Consider the following 22,805-nt stretch of genomic DNA (forward strand, 5'->3'; position numbering starts at 1 on the left):
AGCTGTATGTGAATGCGAGACCCACCGCGAGCCTGATCGTGCACGACGGCGCGGGGAATTTCCTGGCCCTGAAACGGGCTCGCGAGCCGCAAGCGGGACTCTGGGAGACGCCGGGCGGGTTCTGCGACGGCTGGGAGGAGCCGGCGGCGGCCGCAGTACGCGAGGGCCGCGAGGAGCTGGGCGTCGAGGTCGTGCTGGGCGAGTTCGTCGGGATGTACGTCGGCAGCTACCTGTTCCAGGACGAGCTGCTGCCGGTGCTGGACTGCTTCTGGCTGGCCCGGTTGCCCGCGGGCGAGGTCACGCTCGATCCCGAGGAGTCATCGGAGATGGCGTGGTTTCCGCTGGTCACAGCGCCTGCGATGGCGTTCGGCACGATGGACCGCGCGCTCACAGCCGCCGTCCAGATCCTTTGTAGAAAAGATCAGGTCGCTGAGTAACGTCGGCGTCAACCCATCGTTACCCCAAGTGCAGTGTTTGCCGCTTTCGCCCGAATTGCCGGGGCTGAAGCGGACCTATGTGCACAAGGAGTGACAATGCAGATTAAGAAGGCCGGAGCTGTTGCCTTTGGCGCGCTCGCGACCGTCGCGGTGATCGGTGCTCCCGCCGCCGCTTCCGCCCACACCACCGAGGCCAAGGCGCAGTCGATGCGTGAGGTCGCCTCGCCCTTCCTCGGCGCCGCCCGTGACATGTGGCAGGCCCCGTGGGATGGCCCGCAGCAGTCCCTGGTCTCCGCCGGCACCGGTTCCGTCGCGAACGCCGCCGCGTGGCAGATCTGTGCGTCCAACGTCATGGCCGGCGTCGGCGGGGTCATCAACTCCAGCAGCCCGACCACCGTGCTCGACGGCTGCACCAACGCCAACGTCTGGCTGAAGCAGGACACCGTCCCGCCGGTGATCGGCGCGCTGAACGACACGGCGATCGCCGCCGCGTCGTGGCAGTTCTGCGGCTCCAACGGAGTCGCGGGCGTCGGCGGCACGGTCGCCCTCCAGACCCCGGCTACGGTGCTGGGCGGCTGCGACAACTCGAACATCGTGATCAGCGGCCCCGACGGCAACTACACCGAGGCCGGCACGGTGGCCACCGCGCGGACCAAGCTGTCCCCGCAGCAGAAGGTGGCCCTCAAGGCCGCCAAGCAGAACGCCAAGCAGCAGCGCATGGCGGTCAAGCGGCAGCGGCTCGCCGCCAAGCTGGCCGGTGTCGGCGGCGACCAGACCGACGTGGTCCGCGCCGCCTTCGGTGCCCGCAAGGACGCCCTGCTGAACAAGAAGATGCACACCGTCCGGACGGCGGCGGCGTCGCCCAAGGCCGGCATGGGCTGGGGTGCGCCGTGGGACACCGAGCCGCAGTCGCTCGCGACCGTCGGTGACGGCTCGGCGGTTCAGGCCGCCAGCTGGCAGATCTGCGCCTCCAACGTGGTGGCCGGCGTCGGTGGCACCGTCGTCAGCGGCTCGCCCGACGCGGTCTTCGGCGACTGCCGCAACGCGACCGTGAAGATCTCCCAGGACGACCCGACGTCGGTCGTCTCCGTCCTGGACAACACCTCGATCAACGTGGCGCCGTGGCAGGTCTGCGGTTCCAACTCGGTCGCGGGTGTCGGCGGCACCGTCGCGCTGCAGTCGAGCACCACGGTCTTCGGCGCCTGCCACAACGCCGACACGATCATCGACTGACGTCGGGTTCGGCGGTTACGAACAGTTCGGCAGTGGGGCGGATCGACGGGTCCGCCCCACTTCCATGTCCGCTGCGGTCCGCGTCCGCCGTGGTACGCGGTAACGAGATCAGCTTCGGGTCGTTACCCAAAGTGCAGTGTTTGCACCAGTTAGAAGCATTTGTCCACTTTCTTTGGACCAATCTCCAGTACGAGGAGTGACCATGCAGGTGAGAAAGGTGGGGGCGGTCGCCGTCGGCGCGCTCGCGACCGTGGCCGCGATCGGCGCACCCGCCGCCGCGGCACCCGGCTTGACGACGCAGCACGGTGACGCGTCCGCCACGACCGCCGCCGCGACCACCGGTGCCGCGAAGGCGCTGGACAAGGTGGGCGAGCCGTTCTTCCAGCCGCTCATCACGATCGGCGCGGGCTCCTCGGTGAACGCGGCCGCCTGGCAGATCTGCGGCTCGAACGCCGTCGCCGGCCCGGGTGCCGTGGTCACCTCGGGTACGCCGCACACGCAGCTCGGCGACTGCACCAACGCCAACGTCCGGCTCAAGCAGGACACCGTGCCCGGCGTCATCTCCATTTTGGACGACACCTCGGTCAACGCCCTGCCGTGGCAGGTCTGCGGCTCGAACGTGGTGGCCGGCGTTGGCGTACAGGCCGCGGTCGACTCCCCGGCGACCGTCGTGGGCGACTGCGACAACGCCAACACGCAGATCACCGACGGCAAGAACCCGGGCGGCCCGAACAGCCTGGTGTCGCTGCTGTCCGGCTCGGTCGTCAACGCGGCCGCCTGGCAGGTCTGCGGTTCCACCGCCGTCATGGGGGCGGGCGTCTCGGCTGGGTTCAACTCGCCGACGACCGTCACGGGCACCTGCCGCGACAGCAACAACAAGATCAGCGTACGCGAGCCGCAGGCGGACATCCCGCTGCTCAGCAACGTCGTGCTGGACGTGCTGCCGCTCCAGACCTGCGCGCAGGACTCGCTGGTCTCGCTCGTCGGGCTGTCTCCAGCCATCAACAGCCCGGCCAATGTGCTCGGCGGCTGCGTACCGCCGCATTCGATCTACGAGTAGGCCGCTTCAACGCGAAACGGGGGCCCCGACCGGGGCCCCCGTTTTCGTGATCACTTCTAGCGCAGCCAGGGGATCGCGCGGTCGAGCTGGCCGCGCTCCTTCAGCTCCTTGCGCAGCGGGATCTCGTCGTCGATGTAGCCGTCCCAGTTGATGCCCCAGTAGTTCGCCGAGTGCGGCGCCTCGCCGAGCAGCTGACGCTGCACCGGGGTGCGGTTGGCGTACCACTCGCCGTTGGGGTCGAAGTCGATCGCGTCCAGGTGCCGGATCCAGCGATAGGTGTAGCCGACGAACAGCATCTTCCGCGTGATCGTGGAGAGGTTCGTCGACCGGGAGTGCCACTGGCGGCGGTCGAAGATGAACGCGTCACCGGGGTTCGCGGTGATCTCGACGGTGCCCTCGGGGTCCGGGTTGTGCACCGAGAGGTCGGCCGGGCGGGGCAGCGAGTTGACCAGGTGGCTGCCCGGGATGACCTTGGTGGCGCCCCGGCCGGTCTCCGACAGGTCGGAGAGCACGTACGCGATCTTCAGCGAGAACATCGGCCGCGGCAGGTTCGGGTCCATCGTCTCCGGGTCGGAGTTCTGCCGGTAACCGTCCTGGTGCCAGCCCCAGTAGGGCTTCTCCGGCTCCTTGGCCGGCGGGGTCACGTCGAGGTGGTTGTGGTGCGAGTAGATGTTCCAGCCGGCGAGGCCCCACATGTACGGGAGGACCTTGGGGTGCGTCAGCAGATCGCCGAACAGCTCGTCCCGGTTGAGGAAGCCCAGGAGGTGAACGGTGCCGTCCTTGTGCCGCCCGGCCTCGAGCTCCTCGGCGTAGACCCGGTCGACCGCCGCTTCCAGGTCGGCCCGGTGCTCGTCGGTCAGCACGTTGCGCAGCAGCAGGAAGCCCTGCTCGTGGAACTCTTTGCGATCGACCTCGCTGATCGGCTCGTAGCCGGTGAGGCCATAGCCGTAGTCCTTCTTCGCCATGTCTCCCCTAGGGTGGTAAGCGGTCTGGGAGGGACCGGTCGGGACCGCTGCTCGGGCTCGGCCGGACACAAAGCGCGATGGTAACTCGCGTTCCTGGCGGCGTTCAGACCGAGATCTCCACCACTGCAGGGTGCTTACGCTGCGCTTATCCGTGGTCACGGGCGGTTGATGAGACTCGGGGTAAATGTCCGATGTGCTGGATTCGCGGTGCGGCGGTGCCGTCTGGTGTGTTTCCCACTGTGTGAGACGGCACTTTTCGTGCGGTCTAGAGGGCGGCGATCACCTGGGAGGCGTCGTTCACCGCGGCGGGCTTCCACTCGCCGGAGTCGGCGGTCCATACCCGGCCGGCGAAGGTCACGCTGGCCACGCGGTGATCGGCCGCCCGGGCCACCAGCCAGTGGGCGTACGCCCAGCCGCGGGTCGCGTCGGCCGCGCTGACCAGCACCGCCTTGGCCCCGTCGTCGGGCGTGGCGGTGATCGTGCCGTAGTCCAGCTTCATCGCCGCGGCCAGCGAGCCGATCGCGGCGGCGTCGATGGCCGCGCCGTCGGTGTCGGGCAGAGTGCAGCGCACCGCCGCGGACACCTTCCCGAGCAACGCGTTGGCGATCACCTCGGCCTCGTCGGCCCACTTCTGATAAGCCTCCGGGTACGCGGACCGCTGCACCTTCTGGGCGGCCTCGGTGACCCGCATCTTCTGCCAGCCCTTGACCTTCAGCAGGGCGGTGTAGAACTTCTTGGCCGCGTACCGCGGGTCGGCGATCTGGTCCGGCGTGCCCCAGCCCTGGCTGGGCCGCTGCTGGAAGAGGCCGATCGAGTCGCGGTCGCCGCCGTCGAGGTTCTCCAGCTTCGACTCCTGCAACGCGGTTGCCAGCGCGACCACGACCGCCCGGTCGGGCACCTTGCGGCCGATGCCGACCGCGGTGATGGTCGCGGCGTTGCTCATCTGGGTCACGTCCAGCCGGACCTCGGTCTCGGCGTTGGACACCTTGCAGCCGGACGACTGCGGGAGGCGGAAAGTGGGCGAACCGCCCTTCGCGACGAAGTAGAGCACGATCCCGCCCAGCACGGCGACGATCACCAGCCCCACCAGGGTTCCGCGTGCCGCCTTCGTCACGCAGACCACTCTAACCCCGGGCTGCCCTCGGACCGCGCCCCTTCACAGCCCCGGCACTCCCTCCCACAGCGCGAAGTGGCGGGTGGGCGAGTGGTCAGGGGAGCCAGGTGGGGGTGCGCTTCTCGCGGGCGGCGGCGACGCCCTCGCGCCCCTCGGCCGAGGTGAAGTGCCGGACCGACAACGCGGTCAGCTCAGCCATGTCGACGGGGCGTTCCCGCAACAGCCGCTTCGTGGCACGCATCGCGCCCGGGCCGCCGCGCAGTAGTGACTCCCGGAGCGCCTGCGTCGCGGCGTCGAGGTCGTCGGCCGGCACGCTGCGGCTGACCAAGCCGATCTGCGCGGCCCGTGGACCGTCGAAGACGTCTCCGGTGAGGAACAGCTCTGCGGCGGCCCGGGAGGTCAGCCGGGGCAGGACGACCGCTGAGATCACCGACGGGACGACGCCGAGGCGTACCTCGGAGAAGGCGAAGTGCGCGGCGTCGGCGCAGATCGTGACGTCCGCCGCCGCCATCAGGCCGAGCCCGCCCGCCCGGGCCGGTCCGGCGACCACCGCCAGTACCGGCTTGGGGTGCTCGGCCAACGCCGTCAGCACCTCGCCGAGGCGAGCCACCGGCAAGGCGTCCCCGTCGCCCGTCTGCGTCTCCTTGAGATCCGCGCCCGAGCAGAACACCGGACCGGTGTGGCGCAGCTCGACGAGGCGTACGCCGTCGTCGCCGGCCGCGGCCTCCAGGGCCGCCAGCAACTCAGCCATCAAGGCGAGGGACAACGCGTTGCGGTTGGCCGGGCTGTCGAGCGTGATCGTGGCCACCCCGCCGGAGTGCGCCGCCTGAATCAGAGCCATGCCCGTCAGGTTAACGGTCGTTCAACTGCGGCGCTGGGGCAGACTGGTACGCATGCCAGCCACGCTGCCCGACGGCGAGCCCGTCCCCACCTCCGGCGAGTTGCCCGCGACGGCGCTCGACGGCGTACGTGAGCGTGACTTCGGCGTCTATCTCCACGTCCCGTTCTGTGCCAGCCGCTGTGGCTACTGCGACTTCAACACGTACACCCCGACCGAGAGCGGGCTGGCGCAGGGCGACTACGTCAGCGCTGCGCTGGCCGAGATCGAGCTGGCCCGGCGCGTACTGCCGCAGGCCGGCCCGGTGCGAACGGTCTTCGTCGGCGGCGGCACCCCGACCCTGCTCCCGCCGGACGACCTGGCCCGTCTGCTCGACGCCGTCGACCGGACCTGGGGCCTCGCGCCGGGGGCCGAGGTCACCACGGAGGCGAACCCCGAGTCGGTCGACCAGGACTCGCTGGCCCGGCTGCGGAAGGCCGGCTTCACCCGGATCTCCCTCGGCATGCAGTCGGCTGCCGCGCACGTACTGCGGGTGCTGGACCGCAAGCACACACCTGGCCGGGCCACCGCCGCCGCGGCCGAGGCGCGCGAGGCGGGCTTCGAGCACGTCAACCTCGACCTCATCTACGGCACGCCTGGCGAGACCGCGGACGACTTCGAGGCGTCCCTCCAAGCCGCCGTGACGGCCGGGGTCGACCACGTCAGCGCGTACTCGTTGATCGTGGAAGACGGGACGCGCCTGGCCGCACGCATCCGGCGAGGCGAGGTCCCGATGCCCAGCGACGACGTGGCCGCGGACCGCTACCTGGCGGCGGAGGCCGCGCTGAGCGGGGCCGGCCTGGGCTGGTACGAGGTGTCGAACTGGGCGGCGTCGGACGCGGCCCGGTGCGCGCACAACCTGCTGTACTGGACCGGCGGCGACTGGTGGGGGATCGGGCCGGGCGCGCATTCGCACGTCGGCGGGGTCCGCTGGTGGAACGTGAAGCGCCCGGCGCACTACGCCAAGCTGCTCGCCGACGGCCATTCGCCGGGCGCGGGCCGGGAACTGCTGAGCGCGGACGACCAGTACGTCGAGGACGTGATGTTGCGTCTGCGTCTTCGGGACGGCTACTCCCTCGCCCACCTGCGCGAGGACGGCCCGGCGGCCGCCGAACGCGCCACAATGGACGGTCTGCTGGACGCCGCCGAGTACGCGAACGGCCGCGCGGTGTTGACCCTGCGCGGCCGTCTGCTGGCGGATGCGGTCATCCGCGATCTGCTTACTTGATCACGCTGACGGACAACGGATACGAGTAGAGCGTTCCCTCGTTGGCCTTGAGACCCGCGACCACCCCGAAGATCACGGCGATGAGGATGGCCACCGGCAGCGTGAAGAAGCCGATGAACGCGCAGAACAGCACGTAGCTCAGCACCGAGACGATGGCCCACAGGCCCTGGAAGTTCAGTGCGGCGAGGGCGTGCGCCCGGACCGTGGGCGATTCGTTGCCCTTGACGAGCATGGCGATCAGCGGGGGGACCCAGCCGAGCCAGCCACCGCTGATCAGGGCGGCGCCCGCGCCACCGAAGTGGGCGATCAGCGCCCACATCTTCTCGTCCTGGTTGGCATAGCCGACCGGTGCGACCTGACCGGCGATCGGCGGAGGCGGCGTGGAGCCCGTCACCGGGGGAGGCGGCGGCGCGTCGTATTGGGGGGCGGCCGGCGGCTCGGGGTCCGGCGTCCCCGGAGGGGTGGGGGTTTCACTCATGCGCGACACGGTAAGCCCACAGATCAATATCCGCCAGAGCTCGCATTCGACCGGTTGGCGACACTAAGGCGGCCAAATGTCCAGACTATCGTCGCCGGTAGACGTGCAGCCGGACGATTTCGACAGCTTCGTCACTCATGGTGGTCAAGGGGCGATACAGCGCTCCGCCGAGGGAGACGAACGGCCGGTAAACTGGCACTCGCGGCGTACGAGTGCCAGAATCGAGCCGCAGCCCGACCCTCCCCGGGGCCGGGGGCCCGACCACGGAGGGCAGGGAGGTGCGCCGGTGGGACTCGACGATCGCAAGCTCGACGTGCTGCGCGCCATCATCGAGGACTACGTGTCGACCCAGGAGCCGGTCGGCAGCAAGTCCCTGGTGGAGCGGCACTCACTAGGCGTCTCCCCGGCGACCGTGCGCAACGACATGGCCGTCCTCGAGGAGGAGGGCTACATCCGGCAGCCGCACACCAGCGCCGGGCGTGTCCCGACCGACGCCGGCTACCGCCTCTTCGTGGACCGGCTGTCGAAGATCAAGCCGCTCTCCCCGGCCGAACGCCGGGCGATCGAGCGCTTCCTGCTCGGCGCGGTCGACCTCGACGACGTCGTCCACCGGACGGTCCGCCTGCTGGCCCAGCTGACGCGGCAGGTCGCGGTCGTGCAGTACCCGTCGCTGTCCCGGTCCAAGGTGCGGCACCTGGAGTTGGTGCCCTTGTCGACCACGCGGATGATGTTGGTGATGATCACCGACACCGGCCGGGTCGAGCAGCGCCAGGTCGACATCCCCGGCACACTGCCCGCCGAGGACGTACTGGAGCTGCGTCGCATCATCAACGCCAAGCTCGGCGGTCAGCCGCTGACGCAGACCCCGCCGTTGGTCCAGACACTGGTCGAGGAGGTCGCGGAGGAGCTGCGGCCGGCCATGACCACGCTGGCCACCGTGCTGCTGGAGACCCTGGTCGAGCGACACGAGGAACGGATCGCGCTCGCCGGCACGGCGAACTTGACCCGCGCGAGCATGCTGGACTTCGCCGGGTCGATCCGGCCGGTGCTCGAAGCCCTGGAAGAGGAGGTCATCCTCCTCAAGCTGGTCGGCGAGCAGTCCGGTTCCACGCGGGTCAGCATCGGCGACGAGAATGAGTACGCCGATCTGCGCGCCACCTCCATCGTGAGCACCGGATACGGACCGGGCGGGCAGATCGTCGGCGGGATGGGCGTACTCGGCCCGACCCGGATGGACTACCCCGGCACGATCGCGACCGTCCGGGCAGTGGCCCGATACGTGGGCGACCTACTCGCACAGAACTGAAGAGGATCACGTGGCCAAGGACTACTACGGCATCCTGGGCGTGCCCAAGGACGCCACCGCGGACGACATCAAGCGCGCCTATCGGAAGCTGGCACGCCAATACCACCCTGATGTCAACCCGGACCCCGAGGCGCAGGACCGCTTCAAGGAGATCAACGCCGCGTACGAGGTCCTGTCGGACGATCACAAGCGGCAGATCGTCGACCTCGGCGGCGACCCGCTCGCGCCCGGTGGCGGCGGCATGGGCGGTCCCGGCGGGCCGGGCGGCCCCTTCGTCGGCTTCCAGGACATCATGGACGCCTTCTTCGGCGGTGCGACCGCACGTGGGCCGCGGCCTCGCGTACGGCCGGGGGCGGACGCCATCATCCGGCTCGACCTGGAGCTGCAGGAGACCGCGTTCGGCGTCGAGGCCCCGCTCACCGTGGACACCGCGGTGCTCTGCTCGACCTGTTCGGGTGCGGGGACGGCGGCGGGTACGCATCCGGTGACCTGCGACATCTGTCACGGTAAGGGCGAGGTGCAGTCGGTTCAGCGCACCTTCCTCGGCCAGGTCGTCTCGACCCGCCCGTGCTCGGCCTGCCAGGGCTTCGGCACCACCATCCCGCACCCCTGCGCCACCTGCGGCGGTGAGGGCCGGGTGCGTACGCGCCGGACGCTGACCGTGAAGATCCCGGCCGGGGTCGAGGACGGCATGCGTATCCGGCTCGCGCAGCAGGGTGAGGTCGGCCCCGGCGGCGGCCAGCCCGGCGACCTCTACGTCGAGATCCACGAGCGGCCGCACGACGTCTTCGCCCGCAAGGGCAACGACCTGCACTGCAAGGTGACCGTGCCGATGACGGCGGCGGCGCTGGGCACCCGGCTGACCATAAAGACCCTCGACACCGAGGAACAGGTCGACGTCAAGGCGGGAACACAGGCCGGCGCCACCGTCCGGATCAAGGGCCGGGGTGTGCCGCACCTGCGTGGCAGCGCCCGTGGCGACCTGTTCGTGCACCTCGACGTGCGGACGCCGACGAAGATCACGCCCGAGCAGGAGAAGATGCTGCGCGACTTCGCCAAGTCGCGGGGCGAGGAGATGGCCGAGCTGGCCAAGCAGACCGGCGGCTTCTTCAGCTCGCTGCGCAACGCGTTCAACGGCCACTGAGCGGTGAGCAGGCCGCTGTTCCTGGTCGACGCGCTGCCCGCGATCGGACGGTTCGTCCTGGAAGGTGCGGAAGGCCGGCACGCCGCCGATGTGCAGCGGCTCCAGCCGGGCGAGGAGTTGCTGCTCGGCGACGGGCTCGGCGGCCTCGCCCCGGCCACGGTCGTCTCTGCGAGCAAGGGCTCGTTGCTGCTCGATGTGGGGGCGGTCGCGCGTACTGAGCCGCCGCAGCCGCGACTGGTCGTCGCGCAGGGTCTGGCCAAGGGCGATCGCGGGGAACTCGCGGTGCAGGCGATGACCGAGGTCGGCGTCGACGAGATCCTGCCCTGGGCGGCCGCCCGCAGCGTCACCCAGTGGCGCGGCGATCGGGGGGCCAAGTCCCGCGACAAGTGGGCGGCCACCGCCCGCGAAGCGGCCAAACAGGCCCGCCGCGCGTGGGTCCCGGCCGTGGGCGGCACACCCGACGTCTCGACGAAGAACCTCGCCGCGCGCATGGCCGCCGGCTCCGCGTTCGTCCTTCATGAGGAGGCAGTCGTACGCCTGGCGGCCGTCGACCTGCCGGACACCGGTGACCTGATCCTGGTCGTCGGGCCCGAAGGCGGCGTGGCCCCGGCCGAACTCGCCGCGTTCACCGAGGCCGGGGCGGTGCCGGTGCGGCTGGGCGACAACGTGCTGCGTACGTCGACAGCGGGGGTGGCCGCGATCAGCCTGCTGAACACCCGTCTCGGGCGTTGGTGAGGCTCTGCAACTGCAAACGATTGCAAACTCCGACGACCTAGTCAGGTATGCCGCATCCATCAGCGGCGATCGACGCGATCAAGTTATTCGATATATCTGCATGTGCAGAATTATTGGTGGTCTCGGCCGGCTTTCGTAACGTGCTCGGCATGCGTACGACACGTCTGGTGCTCGCCCTCTCGCTCGTCGCCCTGGGGCTGACCGGAGTCGCCGAACCCGCCGCCGCCCAAGGACCCCAGGCCGGTCCGGGACGGGAGGCCTTGGCCGCCAAGGACGGCTGGGCATCGGCCACGACGGGGACGACCGGCGGGGGAGCGGCCGACGCCGCGCACACCTTCGTCGTCCACGACCGGGCCGGTCTGCTCGCCGCGCTCGGCGACGGCGCCGACAGCGCGCCCCGGATGGTGTACGTGGCCGGCAAGGTCGACGGCGACGCCGCCCCGGACGGCTGCGCGAAGTACGCCGACCCCGGCTACACCCGCGAGGCCTACCTGGCGGCGTACGACCCGGCGGTGTGGGGCCGGGCGGCCAAGCCCAGCGGCCCGCTGGAGACGGCGCGGGCGGCCTCCCAGGCGAACCAGTCGGCCGAGACGAAGATCCGGGTCTACGGCAACACCACGATCTACGGCCTCGGCGGCGGCGCCCGCCTGTCCGGGACGAACCTGATGCTCAGCGCGGCCGACAACGTCGTGATCCGCAACCTGGACATCGAGGCCCCGGTCGACTGCTTCCCGAGCTGGGATCCGACCGACGGCGCCGAGGGCAACTGGAACTCCGAGTACGACGCGATCACGCTCACCTACGCCTCGACGCACGTCTGGATCGACCACAACTCGTTCAGCGACGGCCGCTATCCGGACTCGGCACAGCCGCTCTACTTCGGACGGCCATATCAATGGCACGACGGGCTCGTCGACCTGATTCGCGGCAGCGACTTCGTGACGATGTCGTGGAACGTCTTCGTCGACCACGACAAGACCCACCTGATCGGCAACACGGACAAGACGACCAACGGCGACGAGGGCAAGCTGCACGTCACCATTCACCACAACGTCTACCGCAACTCCGGACAGCGTGTGCCCCGCGTACGCTTCGGCCAGGTCGACGTCTACGACAACCTGTATCAGGTCACCGACCCGGACGCGTACTCCTACAGCTGGGGCGTCGGCGTCAGTTCGGCCATCGTCGCGCAGCACAACGCCTTCGAACTGCCGGACGGAGTCGACCCCGCGAAGGTCATCAAGTACTGGAAGGGCACGGCGATCACCGCGTCCGACAACCTCGTCAACGGCGTCGTCGTGGATCTGCTCTCGGCGTACAACTCGGCGAATGTGGACCAGCTCGGCGCGGACGCCGGGTGGACCCCAGCCCTGCGTGCCACCGTGCACGCTCCCACCCAGCTGGCGCGAGTCCTCCGCGACCTTGCCGGAGCGGGCCGCGCGGGGCGCGAGGAGACGATCACCGTCGACCCGCGCGGTGAGTTCCCGACCGTCCAGGCCGCAGTGGACGCGGCGCCCACCGGCAGCCCCACCCGCGTCACCATCCGAGTACGCCCCGGGGTGTACCGCGGCGTGGTGACGGTTCCGGCCGACAAGCCGAATCTCGCTATCGTCGGTACGACGGGCCGAGCCCGTGACGTGGTGATCGTCGAGAACCACTGCAACGGCTGCCTCAAGCCCGACGGCACGACGTACGGCACCACGGGAAGCGCGACGGTCACCCTGAAAGGCGACGGCTTCGTGGCCCGCGACCTGACCTTCGCCAACGACTTCGACGAGGCCGCGCACCCCGAGATCAGCAGTAAGCAGGCCGTCGCGGTGAAGACGACCGGTGACCGGATCCTCTTCGACGACGTGCGGTTCCTCGGCAACCAGGACACGCTGTACGTGGACACCTCCGTGGTCACCTCGACCGCACGGGTCTACGTCCGAGACTCCTATATAGAAGGAGATGTCGACTTCATCTTCGGCCGCGCCACCGCCGTCTTCGACCACGTACGCATCCACGGCCTCGACCGCGGGCTGAACCCGGCGGGCTACTTCACCGCGGCCAGCACGCAGCTGTTCAACCCGCACGGCTTCCTGATCATCCACTCGACGCTGACCAGCGACGCCCCGGCGCAGACCTACTACCTCGGCCGGCCCTGGCACCCGAGCAACGACCCGAACGCCCAAGCTCAGGTCGTGATCCGGGAAAGCGGCCTGCCCGCCGCGATCAAGAGCACCCCGTGGACGGACATGTCCGGCTTCTCCTGGCGAGACGCCCGGTTCGCCGAGTACGCCACCACCGGACCCGGCGCCCTGGGCGATCCGGCCGACCGCCCCCAGCTCACCGACCCCGCCGCGTACACCGTCGCCACCTACCTCGGCGACTGGACCCCACCCCCCTGCTGACCCCCCGCCCCCCGCCCCCCGCCCCCCGCCCCCGCCCCCCGCCCCCGCCCCCCGCCCCCCTTTCCGCGCGATCATGAACTTGTGGTCGTGATCGACCGGCGTGTCGTGTCCGCGGCGCCCTGATCGATTCCCTGAGCTCGTGATCGACTAGCGGGTCGTATATTGCTGAACGTGACCGATTGCCTGTTCTGCCGGATCGTGGCGGGCGAGATCCCCGCGACCGTGGTGTACGAGACCGACGCCGTGCTCGCCTTCCGCGACATCCGGCCCAAGGCGCCCGTGCACGTCCTGGTGATCACGAAGCAGCATTTCGACAGCGTGGTGGACCTTGGCGCCGATCCCGCCGCCGCGAGCGCGCTCATCGCCGCGGTCGGCGAGGTGGCGCGGGCCGAGGGCATCGTCGAGCCCGGCTTCCGGACGATCTTCAACACCGGTCCGGACAGCGGCATGGAGGTGGCGCACGTCCACGCCCACCTGCTGGCGGGCCGTTCCATGGGCGCGCTCGCCGGATGATCAGCGGGGGCGCTATGGTCGCGGGATGATCGACCAGCTCACCCGTTCGGTCCAGCGCTTGCAGGCCGAGGCCCGGATTCCCGCCCTGACCGTCGCGCTGCGCCGCAATGACCGTCCGCTGTGGATGATGGAGGTCGGCGAGTCGGGGACGAGCCGGCCGCTGGACTCGCGTACGCGGCTGCGCATCGGCTCGGTGACCAAGACGTTCACCGCCGTCCTCGTCCTGCAGGCCCGCGACGCCGGGCTGGTCGGGCTGGACGACCCGATCGGTACGCACCTGCCGATCCCCAAGCACGGCGAGCTGACCCTCCGCCGGCTGCTGAGTCACACCGCCGGGCTGCAACGGGAGCCGTTCGGCGACGTGTGGGACACGTTGCGCGTACCGGGGGCGGAGCAGTTCCTGGCCGATCTGGAGCGCGCCGAGGCGCTCTATCCGCAGTCTCGCCGCTTCCACTACTCCAACTTGGCGTACGCGCTGCTCGGGGCGGTCGCGGCGGAGAAGTTCGGCGCGTCGTGGCCCTCGCTGGTCGCCGACCGGATCACCAAGCCACTCGGCTTGGAGAGCATCGGCGCCGACGTCGACGCCCGATGCGCACAGGGGTTCCTAGTCGACCCGTATTCCGATCACGCCCGGCGGGAGCCGTCGACGGACTTCGGGGTCTTCGGCCCGGCCGCGCAGCTGTGGGCGACGGCGGCCGACATGGCGACCTGGGGCGCCTTCCTCGCCGACCCGGCCTCGGTCGACCCCGACGGCCAGGTGCTGACCGCCTCGACGCTGCGGGAGATGCGCTGGCCGCACACCGTACGCGACGACGAACAGTGGATCTCCGGGCTCGGGCTCGGCCTGATGGTCTACCCGCGGCCGCAGCGCGTACTGCACGTAGGCCACAACGGTGCGATGCCCGGCTTCCTGGCCGCCGTCTACGGCCGTGCCGGCGGGCCCGACAACCCAGGCGGCGTCGGGGTGGCCGTGCTGGCCTCCTCGGGCACCGCCGACGACATCTTCCCGTTCACGCATGACCTGGTTGATCAGGCGCTCAGCGCCGACCCGCCGTCCATCGCGCCGTGGCGGCCGGGCGAGCCCGCTCCGGAGGCGTACCGGTCGGTGCTCGGGCGCTGGTGGGGCGAGGGCTACGAGCACGTCTTCCGGTGGTCCGACGGCCGCCTGACCGCCCGGGGCGCCGACGACCCCGTTGGTACGCCGCCGTCGGTGTTCGAGCCGGTGGAACGCGACGTTCTGCGTACGGTGTCCGGTCGTGAGGTCGGTGAGCTGCTTCGACTGCATCGCGACGAAGAGGGCGTGGTGACCCGGATGCACTGGGCGACCTACCGCTTCACCCGGGCTCAGGAGACCTTCGACGGCCAGTTCTGAGCCACGACTTCCCACTGGCCCAGGCGGCGATCCGCGGTCCGGGCGGCGACCGGCGCGGCACCGGCGGCGACACGCCGGGGAATGCGGGCGCCGCCGTCGGCGTTTTCCTCCAGATCAAGGCGGGAATTCCGGTGGCGATGCCCGGTACCATGGAATCCACCGGACGCCCTGAGTGACCGGAGTCGGCAGAGAGCACGGAGAGCAGGTGCGAGAAGGCCGTAGCGCCAGCCCATGACAGAGACCATTTCGAGCAACCGGCAGACACCCGAGCGGGTGCAGACGAAGTTGACCGTCGCTGACCCGCACGCGATGGTCAAGCTCTTGGGCGCGGGCGACGGCATCCTCCGGCTTCTGGAGAAGTCCCTCGTCAGTGACGTCCTCGTGCGCGGAAACGAGATCACGATCTCCGGCCCGGCGGCCGAGAACGCGCTGGCCGAGCGGGTCTTCACCGAACTCCTGGAACTGATCGAGAAGGGCGAGACGCTGACCGAAGACGTAGTCCGCCGCAGCATCGGCATGCTCACCTCGGGTGAGGCCGAGCGTCCGGCGGAGGTGCTGACGCTCAACATCCTGTCCCGGCGCGGCCGGACGATCCGGCCGAAGACGGTCGGCCAGAAGCGCTATGTCGACGCCATCGACGAGCACACCATCGTGTTCGGCATCGGCCCGGCGGGTACCGGCAAGACCTACCTGGCCATGGCGAAGGCCGTCCAGGCGCTCCAGGCCAAGGAGATCACCCGGATCATCCTGACCCGGCCGGCGGTCGAGGCAGGCGAGCGGCTCGGCTTCCTGCCCGGCACGCTCAACGAGAAGATCGACCCCTACCTGCGGCCGCTCTACGACGCGCTGCACGACATGATCGACCCGGAGTCCATCCCACGGCTGATGACCCAGGGCACGATCGAGGTCGCGCCGCTGGCGTACATGCGGGGCCGGACGCTCAACGACGCCTTCATCATCCTCGACGAGGCGCAGAACACCACGCCCGAGCAGATGAAGATGTTCCTGACCCGGCTCGGCTTCGGCTCGAAGGTCGTGGTCACCGGTGACGTCACGCAGGTCGACCTGCCGGGCGGCACGAGCAGCGGCCTGCGGGTCGTCCAGGACATCCTCGACGGCCTCGAGGACGTGCACTTCTCCCGGCTGACCAGCGCCGACGTCGTGCGTCACCGGCTGGTCGGCGAGATCGTCGACGCGTACGCCAAGTGGGACGCCGAGCAGCAGGCCACCCAGATGCCGCACAATTTGCAGCCGCGGCGGGCCGGCCGACGGCGCTGAGCACCACCGCGCGGCCCGGTCAGAGCCGGGCCGCCCGGGGTGCCGTCAGCCTCATGAAGGAAAATGACGAGATGTCCATCGAGATCGCCAACGAGTCCGGCTTCGAGGTCGACGCCGACGAGATCGTCGCCGTCGCCCGGCACGCCCTCGACGAGATGGGCGTGAACCCGCTCGCCGAGCTGTCCGTGCTGCTGGTCGACGTCGACTACATGACCGAGCTGAACCATCGCTGGATGGGTGGCGACGGCCCCACCGACGTCCTGGCCTTCCCGATGGACGAGGAGACGATCGACCACGGGCCCGCCGAGGGCCGGGCCGAGCCCGCGCTGCTCGGCGACATCGTGCTGTGCCCGGAGGTGGCCACCCGGCAGGCCGCCCAGTTCGGCTCGGACGACCCGCGGATGCGTCAGCCCGACGCGCCCGCCCCCACCCCTTCGCCCGACTACGCCATGGCCGACGAGCTGCAGATGCTGACCGTCCACGGCGTACTGCACCTGCTCGGGTTCGACCACGCCGAGCCCGAGGAGGAACGCGAGATGTTCGGCCTGCAGGCCAAGCTGCTCAACAGTTGGCGGGGGCGCGGCCGCTGATGTCCGACGGTCCGTTGATCTGGACGGCGGCAACGCTCGTTGTCGTCGCCGGGTTGGTGGCCATGACGGAGGCCGCGCTCGGCGTGGTGTCTCCGGCCCGTGCCGGTGAGATGGCCAAGGAGGGGAAGCGGGGCGCCGCGACCCTCCAAGTCATCGCCGGCGACGTGGTACGCCACCTCAACCTGTTGCTGCTGCTGCGAATGGCGTGCGAACTCGTCGCCACCGTCATGGTCACCCTCGTCGCCGTCGACGCGTTCGGCACGGCGTGGGGCGCCACCTTCACCGCCGCCGTGATGACCGTGATCCTCTTCGTGGTCATCGGTGTCGCGCCGCGCACGATCGGCCGGCAGCACGCGTACCGGGTCGGCCGGTATGCCGCGCCCATCGTGTTCTGGCTCAGCCGGGTCCTCGGCCCGCTGACCCGCCTTCTGATCGTGCTGGGCAACGTGCTCACGCCGGGCAAGGGCTTCCGCGAGGGACCCTTCGCCACCCAGGTCGAGCTGCGCGAACTCGTCGACCTCGCGGAACAGCGCGGCGTCGTCGAGCACGGCGAACGCCAGATGATCCACTCCGTCTTCGCGCTCGGCGAGACCATCGCCCGCGAGGTGATGGTGCCCCGGACCGAGATGGTCTGGATAGAGAGCGACAAGACGCTGCGCCAGGCGTTGCAGCTCGCGCTGCGGTCCGGCTTCTCGCGCGTACCGGTCATCGGCGAGTCCGTCGACGACGTGCTCGGCGTGGTCTACCTCAAGGATCTGGCCCGTGCGCTGACCGGCGGCTACGACGAGGGCACCACCGTCGGCCGCGTCATGCGCGAGGCGGTCTTCATCCCCGAGTCCAAGCCGATCGACGACCTGCTCGCCGAGATGCAGGCCGCCCGGACGCACATGGCCGTCGTCATCGACGAATACGGCGGCACCGCCGGGCTCATCGCGATCGAGGACATCCTGGAGGAGATCGTCGGCGAGATCACCGACGAATACGACGTGGAGCGTCCGCCGATCGAGCACCTCGCCGACGGCGCGGTGCGGGTCACCGCCCGGTTGCCCGTCGAGGACCTCGGCGAGATCTTCGACGTGGAACTGCCGGCCAACGAGGTCGAGACGGTCGCCGGCCTGCTCGCCCAGGCTCTCGGCCGGGTGCCGATCCCGGGCGCGAGCGCCCAGGTCGGCGGGCTCACCCTCACCGCGGAGGGCGCGACCGGCCGTCGCAACCGCATCGACACCGTGCTGGTCACGCCGCAGAAGGAGCTGCAGGATGCCTGACACCCCCGCCCTCGCGCCCGCGCCCGCCGACCTCACGGCCGAGGACGCGAAGCTGGTCACCCTCGCCCGGTCGGCGCGGGCTCGCGTCGCCGCTCTCGAAGGGGCGGCGGTACGCGATCAGGACGGCCGCACCTATACCGGAGTGACGATCGCCCTGCCCTCGTTCGGATTGGGCGCCCTGCAACTGGCCGTGGCCGCCGCAGTGGCCGCGGGCGCGGCGACGTTGGAGGCGGCGGCCCTGGTGACCGAGGCGAGCACGCTCGACTCGCCGGACGCCGCCGCCGTACGCGACCTGTCGGGCTCAGCCCCGGTCTACCTCGCCGACGCGACCGGCAAAGCGTTCGCCGTCCTGTCCGGCGACTAGCCGACGACGTTCCGCGGTCGGGGGCCGTGGGCGGACGAGCCCACGACCCCTCGGCGGATCAGGCGCGCTACCTCACCTGGTACGCCCGCAGCAGCGTCTCGTCGACGATGTGCCCGTCGGCGGCGACTCCGCGTACCTTCAGGGAGACGAACGTGCCCGCCTTCTGCGGTACGAAGGCGTACCAGCCGTGCGCTGTGCGTACAACATGGACGTTCTTCCACCGCGCGCCGTCGTCGGTCGAGACCTGGACGTCGAGCCGGGTGAGTGGGGCGGTATTGACGCCTGGTTGCGTGCTCACGACGATCGGGACCATGGCGATCGGCGCGGGTGCCGCGTAGTTGTCGTCGTCAAGCTCCGGCGTGAAGCCGACGGCGGTGACCGGCAGCCGGACGACACCGTAGTTCGGGCCGTCGGGATCGGTGTGCCCGGAGCGGAAGGTCCACGTGCCCTTGACGGACGTGCCGAGGCGCGCGTCCCGGGTCACCTCGACCTCCAGCCGGTATTCGGCCGTCTCCGGCGGGACGGTCACCCGCAGCGAGGTGGCCGACTGCTCGGCGATGAGCTGCCCGTCGCGATACAGCCGTGCGGTGGCCGAGCTGGACATGCCGTAGCCCGCGTGCCCGGCGGCGTCGCTGAACATCGCGGGATCGAGGCGCAGATCGTCACCCCGGCGGGTCAGGAAGCTGGTGATTCCGGGCGGATCGGCGAACGACGGGCCGAAGGGAGCTCCGTTCCAGGTCGCCGTAGGGAGCCGACCGGCTTGATGGTGCCGCAGAACGCCCATCAGCGTTGACGAATAGGTGAGCCGGCCGTCGCCTTCGATGACCTCGTCGAGCCCGGACTGGTAGTAGCCGGCGGCGTCGTAGTAGATCGTGCGGTGCAGCGGAAGCTGCGATGGCACACCCGAGGCCCACGCGAAGTCCTCAGCGGGCATCGCGAAGGTGTACGCGTAGGCGGTCGCGCCGGGCATGTGCCGCTGGTAGACGACCTTCTCGGTGGCTAGGCCGCCTGAACCGATCCGCTGGGTGAGCCCGGTGGGAAAGCCGTTGTCGAATCGCCAGGCGCCGAAGTGCAGAGCGGGTGCGTCGGCGTTGTCGCCGGCCGGTCCGTTCCGCCAGAGCGTGGCGCTGATGTTGGTGTAGACGTCGCTCGCCGGCTCGTCGCTCACCTGCCCGGTGTAGTAGCCGGTCGACACGTGGCCGGCGCTGGCGAACCCGTACCCGATCATCTCCGTCGGCAGGAACGACACGTTCGTCATGAGCTCGCCGTCGTCGAAGGCCCCGCCGGCCGAGGTGATGGTGACCGGCCGGGCCCTTCGGGCGTCGAGCGTCTCCGTCTTGTCCCGATCGAGGATGAGCTTCGGATCGACCAGGCTGGTGAGCGGACCGTCGTAGGTCCCGATGTTGGTCAGCAGGAAGTAGCGCCCGGCGGGCAGCCGAAGCGAGGTCGTACGCGAGCCGATGCCGTAGTGGATTCCGGTCTGGCTCACCAGATCGGTGTAGTGCTCAGTGCTGGGCGTGCCGTCGCGCTCGATGACGTCAAAGGTGAGGGTGTATGCCTCGGCTTCCTTCTCCAGGCCGTAGGGGACGCTGACGCTCACTCCGGACGCGGTTCCGACGAGCTGGCCGCTGTAGAGGCCGTCGGGCACGTCGGCCCGGGTGTCTGCGGTTAAGGTCGCGGACGAGGTGCCACCGGCGGGGACGGTCACCGTGGTCGCGCTGAGCGAGAACATCGCCAGGCCGGTGCCCCGGACGGCGAGCTGGAGCGTGACGTCGCTCGTCCCGCTGTTGTGATAGGTGACCGTCTTGGTGATCGGGGTGTCGTCGCCGTGTGGCCACGCGGCCAACCCGAAGCTGACGGACGGCGCTTCCGCGGTGATCGTCTGCCCGATCGCGCGGGCCACATCGACCCGGCCCGCACCCTGCCCGAACGCGGCAATCCCGTCCAGCGGCTTGGCCGAGCCCATCAAGGTCGCCTTCACCTGCGCCGGAGTCCACTGCGGATGCTCCTGCACCAGCAATGCCGCCGAACCCACCGTGTGCGGGGTCGCCATCGACGTGCCCGAGAGCGTCGCGTACGGCTCGCCGGGGGTGCACAGGAAACCCACCGAGCTGCACGCGGCCACGATGTCCACGCCCGGCGCGGAGATCTCCGGCTTGACCGCCGCGTCACCGACCCGCGGGCCTCGGCTGGAGAACTCGGCCAGCTCGTCGGTCTTCGACGTCGCGGCCACCGCCAACGCAGCGTCGGCACTGGCCGGTGAGCCGACCGTCCGGTCACCGAACTCGCCGTCGTTGCCCGCCGCGATCACGAACAACGTCCCGTACTGGGCCGTCAGGTCGTTGACCGCCTGCTCCAGCGGATCGACCTCCGGGGTGTCCGTACCGCCCAGGCTCAGGTTCACCACGTCGGCGCCCTGCTCGGCCGCCCACTGCATCCCCGCCAGAATCCACGAATCGAGGCAGCCGAACTCGACGCAGACCTTGCCGTTGAGCAATTGCGCGTCCGGGGCGACACCCTTGTACCTGCCGCCCGACGCAGCACCACTGCCGGCGATCGTCGACGCGACATGCGTACCGTGCCCCACGTGGTCACGGTCGTCCTCGCCGGGATACTCCGCCGCGAAGTTCACCGAGGAGACGACCTTGCCCGCCAGGTCCGGGTGGGTCACGTCGATGCCGGTGTCCAGCACCGCCACCGTGACGCCCTTGCCGGTCCAGCCCGACTGCCACGCCGTGGGCGCCCCGATCAGCGGAACGCTGACGTCCAGCGTCGGCTTGCGTACGCCGTCCAGCCACACCTTCGCCCCGGCGAGGGACACGGCCGTGGTACGCCGGTTGTGGCCGGTCAGGCCCTGCCACAACACGCCCAGCCGTTTCTTGTCGGCCTTCGCCGCTCGGCTCTTGATCGTCTTGAGGGACTTGCCCAGCTTCAGACCGGCGTCGGCGGGCGGCGTACCCAGCCCTGTCATGATCAGTGGCAGGTCGGGGCGGCGCTGGTCGTAGCCGTACTGGATCAACGAGGTCACGTCGAACAGCCGGGCGTCCAGCCGGCCCGCTGCCAGCAGCGGCTGGGCGTCGGACGGGATGACGGTGACGTGGTCGTGCGACCTCGACATCTTGAAGGTGACGTGCTGGCGGCCCGCGCCCCGGAGCACCGCGACGTTCTTGCCGCTGACCTGGACGACGTCACCGGTGATCAAGGTGACCAGGCGCGTGTTCGCGTCCTGGGCGGATGGGGCCTCGATCGGAGAAACGGTGGTGCTCGCGAAGCCGGGCTGGGCGACGGCGGTCCCGCCGCCGAGCACCAGCACAGCGAAAGCGGCCGCCGTCAGGCGACCGCCTCCCCGTTGGATGCGTAGCATGACCTCCCCTAACTGTGGACGAGACATCCTTGAATGGATGGATGCCTACTCCACATAAGACGACCGGACACCCGGGGAAGGGTGCACCGATCGCGGGAGGTTTTTCAGGCCGTGCGGCTGGGCGTCAGAAACCCAGGCGCCGCAACAGCTTCGGGTCGCGCTGCCACTCCTTGGCGACGCGTACGTGGAGGTCGAGGTAGACCTTCGTGCCGAGCAGGTCCTCGATCTCGGCCCGCGCGGTGGCGCCGATGTTCTTCAACCGGGAGCCGCCCGCGCCGATGACGATCGCCTTCTGACTGGGCCGCTCGACGTAGACGTCGGCGAAGACCCGGGTCAGCCGCTCCTCCGGCAGGATCTCCTCGACCAGCACCGCGATCGAGTGCGGCAGCTCATCGCGTACGCCCTCCAGCGCCGCCTCCCGGATCATCTCGGCGATGAGCACGTGCTCCGGCTCGTCGGTGAGCATGTCGTCCGGGTAGAGCCGGGGCGACTTCGGCAGGTGCCCGACCATGACGTCCACCAGGACGTCCAGCTGGTTCCCGGCGACCGCGCTGACCGGGACGACGTCGGCGAAGTCGCCGAGCTGGCTGACCGCGAGCAGCTGCTCGGCCAGAGCCTGCTTGCTCACCAGGTCGGTCTTGGTGACGACCGCTACGACCTTGGCCTTCAGCTCGGCGATCTCGGTCGCGATGAACTTGTCGCCCTTGCCGACCGGCTCGTCGGCCGGGATGCAGAGGCCGATCACGTCCACCTCGGACCAGGTGGTCCGGACCAGGTCGTTGAGGCGCTCGCCCAGCAGCGTCTTCGGCCGGTGCAATCCGGGGGTGTCCACCAGCACGAGCTGGGCGTCGGGCCGGTGCAGGACGGCCCGGATGATGTGCCGGGTGGTCTGTGGCTTGTTCGACGTGATCGCGATCTTCTGCCCGATGATCGCGTTGGTCAGGGTCGACTTGCCGGCGTTCGGTCGCCCGACGAAACAGGCGAAACCGGCACGGAACTGATCATCAGCCACACGACTACGCTACCGGTCCGGTTTGATCCCCGATGAGGCGGGCGGAAACCCGGTCGCGGGCGCTGGGGGTCGGCCGA

Annotated in this window: 20 protein-coding genes; 14 read left to right on the forward strand and 6 right to left on the reverse strand. The window is 70.0% G+C overall.

Annotated elements, in window-relative coordinates; genetic code table 11:
• The first annotated feature begins 8 nt into the window (after window positions 1-8).
• The 3 genes from HDA40_RS28555 to HDA40_RS28565 all read left to right on the forward strand — a co-directional run bounded on the left by HDA40_RS28555 (window position 9) and on the right by HDA40_RS28565 (window position 2,730).
• Entirely contained in the window at window positions 9-437 is a 429-nt protein-coding gene (locus HDA40_RS28555; RefSeq protein WP_253760892.1) for an NUDIX hydrolase, read from the forward strand.
• Between the two features lie 96 nt (window positions 438-533).
• Window positions 534-1,670, forward strand: coding sequence for a hypothetical protein (locus HDA40_RS28560; protein ID WP_253760893.1), 1,137 nt, complete (start codon window positions 534-536; stop codon window positions 1,668-1,670).
• Between the two features lie 202 nt (window positions 1,671-1,872).
• Window positions 1,873-2,730: a hypothetical protein gene (locus tag HDA40_RS28565; protein ID WP_253760894.1), complete on the forward strand. Its 858-nt coding sequence runs from the start codon at window positions 1,873-1,875 to the stop codon at window positions 2,728-2,730.
• 56 nt (window positions 2,731-2,786) lie between these two features.
• On the opposite strand, the gene HDA40_RS28570 is transcribed toward HDA40_RS28565, so the two are convergent.
• The 3 genes from HDA40_RS28570 to HDA40_RS28580 all read right to left on the reverse strand — a co-directional run bounded on the left by HDA40_RS28570 (window position 2,787) and on the right by HDA40_RS28580 (window position 5,650).
• Window positions 2,787-3,695: a phytanoyl-CoA dioxygenase family protein gene (locus tag HDA40_RS28570; RefSeq protein WP_253760895.1), complete on the reverse strand. Its 909-nt coding sequence runs from the start codon at window positions 3,693-3,695 to the stop codon at window positions 2,787-2,789.
• Between the two features lie 265 nt (window positions 3,696-3,960).
• A complete protein-coding gene (locus tag HDA40_RS28575; RefSeq protein WP_253760896.1) occupies window positions 3,961-4,809 on the reverse strand; it encodes a hypothetical protein in 849 nt (282 codons plus the stop codon).
• Window positions 4,810-4,903: 94 nt separating this feature from the next.
• On the reverse strand, window positions 4,904-5,650 hold the full coding sequence (locus HDA40_RS28580) for an enoyl-CoA hydratase-related protein (protein ID WP_253760897.1): 747 nt from the start codon (window positions 5,648-5,650) through the stop codon (window positions 4,904-4,906).
• Window positions 5,651-5,702: 52 nt separating this feature from the next.
• On the opposite strand from HDA40_RS28580, the gene hemW reads away from it, so the two are divergent.
• The gene (gene hemW, locus HDA40_RS28585) at window positions 5,703-6,914 is read left to right on the forward strand and encodes a radical SAM family heme chaperone HemW (protein WP_253760898.1); all 1,212 of its coding nucleotides are present in this window, start codon (window positions 5,703-5,705) and stop codon (window positions 6,912-6,914) included.
• On the opposite strand, the gene HDA40_RS28590 is transcribed toward hemW, so the two are convergent.
• Window positions 6,907-7,392 carry a DUF4870 domain-containing protein gene (locus HDA40_RS28590; protein WP_253760899.1) on the reverse strand — a complete coding sequence of 162 codons (486 nt, stop codon included), beginning with the start codon at window positions 7,390-7,392 and terminating at the stop codon, window positions 6,907-6,909. The two genes, hemW and HDA40_RS28590, sit on opposite strands and share 8 nt — an antisense overlap.
• A 286-nt stretch (window positions 7,393-7,678) precedes the next feature.
• Between HDA40_RS28590 and hrcA the strand changes: the two genes are divergently transcribed.
• From hrcA to HDA40_RS28640, 10 genes are all read left to right on the forward strand, one after another.
• On the forward strand, window positions 7,679-8,698 hold the full coding sequence (gene hrcA / locus HDA40_RS28595) for a heat-inducible transcriptional repressor HrcA (RefSeq protein ID WP_253760900.1): 1,020 nt from the start codon (window positions 7,679-7,681) through the stop codon (window positions 8,696-8,698).
• Between the two features lie 10 nt (window positions 8,699-8,708).
• On the forward strand, window positions 8,709-9,842 hold the full coding sequence (dnaJ, locus tag HDA40_RS28600) for a molecular chaperone DnaJ (protein ID WP_253760901.1): 1,134 nt from the start codon (window positions 8,709-8,711) through the stop codon (window positions 9,840-9,842).
• A gap of 3 nt (window positions 9,843-9,845) precedes the next feature.
• Window positions 9,846-10,577, forward strand: a complete 732-nt coding sequence (locus HDA40_RS28605; RefSeq protein WP_253760902.1) for a 16S rRNA (uracil(1498)-N(3))-methyltransferase — start codon at window positions 9,846-9,848, stop codon at window positions 10,575-10,577.
• A gap of 149 nt (window positions 10,578-10,726) precedes the next feature.
• Window positions 10,727-12,970: a pectinesterase family protein gene (locus tag HDA40_RS28610; RefSeq protein WP_253760903.1), complete on the forward strand. Its 2,244-nt coding sequence runs from the start codon at window positions 10,727-10,729 to the stop codon at window positions 12,968-12,970.
• A gap of 165 nt (window positions 12,971-13,135) precedes the next feature.
• Window positions 13,136-13,483, forward strand: a complete 348-nt coding sequence (locus HDA40_RS28615; RefSeq protein WP_253763848.1) for a histidine triad nucleotide-binding protein — start codon at window positions 13,136-13,138, stop codon at window positions 13,481-13,483.
• 25 nt (window positions 13,484-13,508) lie between these two features.
• Entirely contained in the window at window positions 13,509-14,855 is a 1,347-nt protein-coding gene (locus tag HDA40_RS28620; protein ID WP_253760904.1) for a serine hydrolase domain-containing protein, read from the forward strand.
• 231 nt (window positions 14,856-15,086) lie between these two features.
• On the forward strand, window positions 15,087-16,133 hold the full coding sequence (locus HDA40_RS28625; RefSeq protein WP_253760905.1) for a PhoH family protein: 1,047 nt from the start codon (window positions 15,087-15,089) through the stop codon (window positions 16,131-16,133).
• Between the two features lie 71 nt (window positions 16,134-16,204).
• Complete coding sequence (gene ybeY, locus HDA40_RS28630) at window positions 16,205-16,723, forward strand: rRNA maturation RNase YbeY (RefSeq protein ID WP_253760906.1); 519 nt, start codon at window positions 16,205-16,207, stop codon at window positions 16,721-16,723.
• Window positions 16,723-17,988 (forward strand): hemolysin family protein, encoded by a 1,266-nt coding sequence (locus tag HDA40_RS28635; protein ID WP_253760907.1) that lies wholly within the window; start codon window positions 16,723-16,725, stop codon window positions 17,986-17,988. The genes ybeY and HDA40_RS28635 overlap by 1 nt, the downstream gene beginning before the upstream one ends.
• Entirely contained in the window at window positions 17,981-18,352 is a 372-nt protein-coding gene (locus HDA40_RS28640) for a cytidine deaminase-like protein (RefSeq protein WP_253760908.1), read from the forward strand. Before HDA40_RS28635 ends, HDA40_RS28640 begins: the two co-directional genes overlap by 8 nt.
• A gap of 67 nt (window positions 18,353-18,419) precedes the next feature.
• Here HDA40_RS28640 and HDA40_RS28645 read toward each other — a convergent pair whose 3' ends face one another.
• Window positions 18,420-21,716 carry a S8 family serine peptidase gene (locus HDA40_RS28645; RefSeq protein WP_253760909.1) on the reverse strand — a complete coding sequence of 1,099 codons (3,297 nt, stop codon included), beginning with the start codon at window positions 21,714-21,716 and terminating at the stop codon, window positions 18,420-18,422.
• Between the two features lie 124 nt (window positions 21,717-21,840).
• Window positions 21,841-22,728, reverse strand: coding sequence for a GTPase Era (era, locus tag HDA40_RS28650; RefSeq protein WP_253760910.1), 888 nt, complete (start codon window positions 22,726-22,728; stop codon window positions 21,841-21,843).
• Window positions 22,729-22,805 lie beyond the last annotated feature (77 nt).

This window comes from Hamadaea flava, from assembly GCF_024172085.1.
Taxonomy (GTDB): domain Bacteria; phylum Actinomycetota; class Actinomycetes; order Mycobacteriales; family Micromonosporaceae; genus Hamadaea; species Hamadaea flava.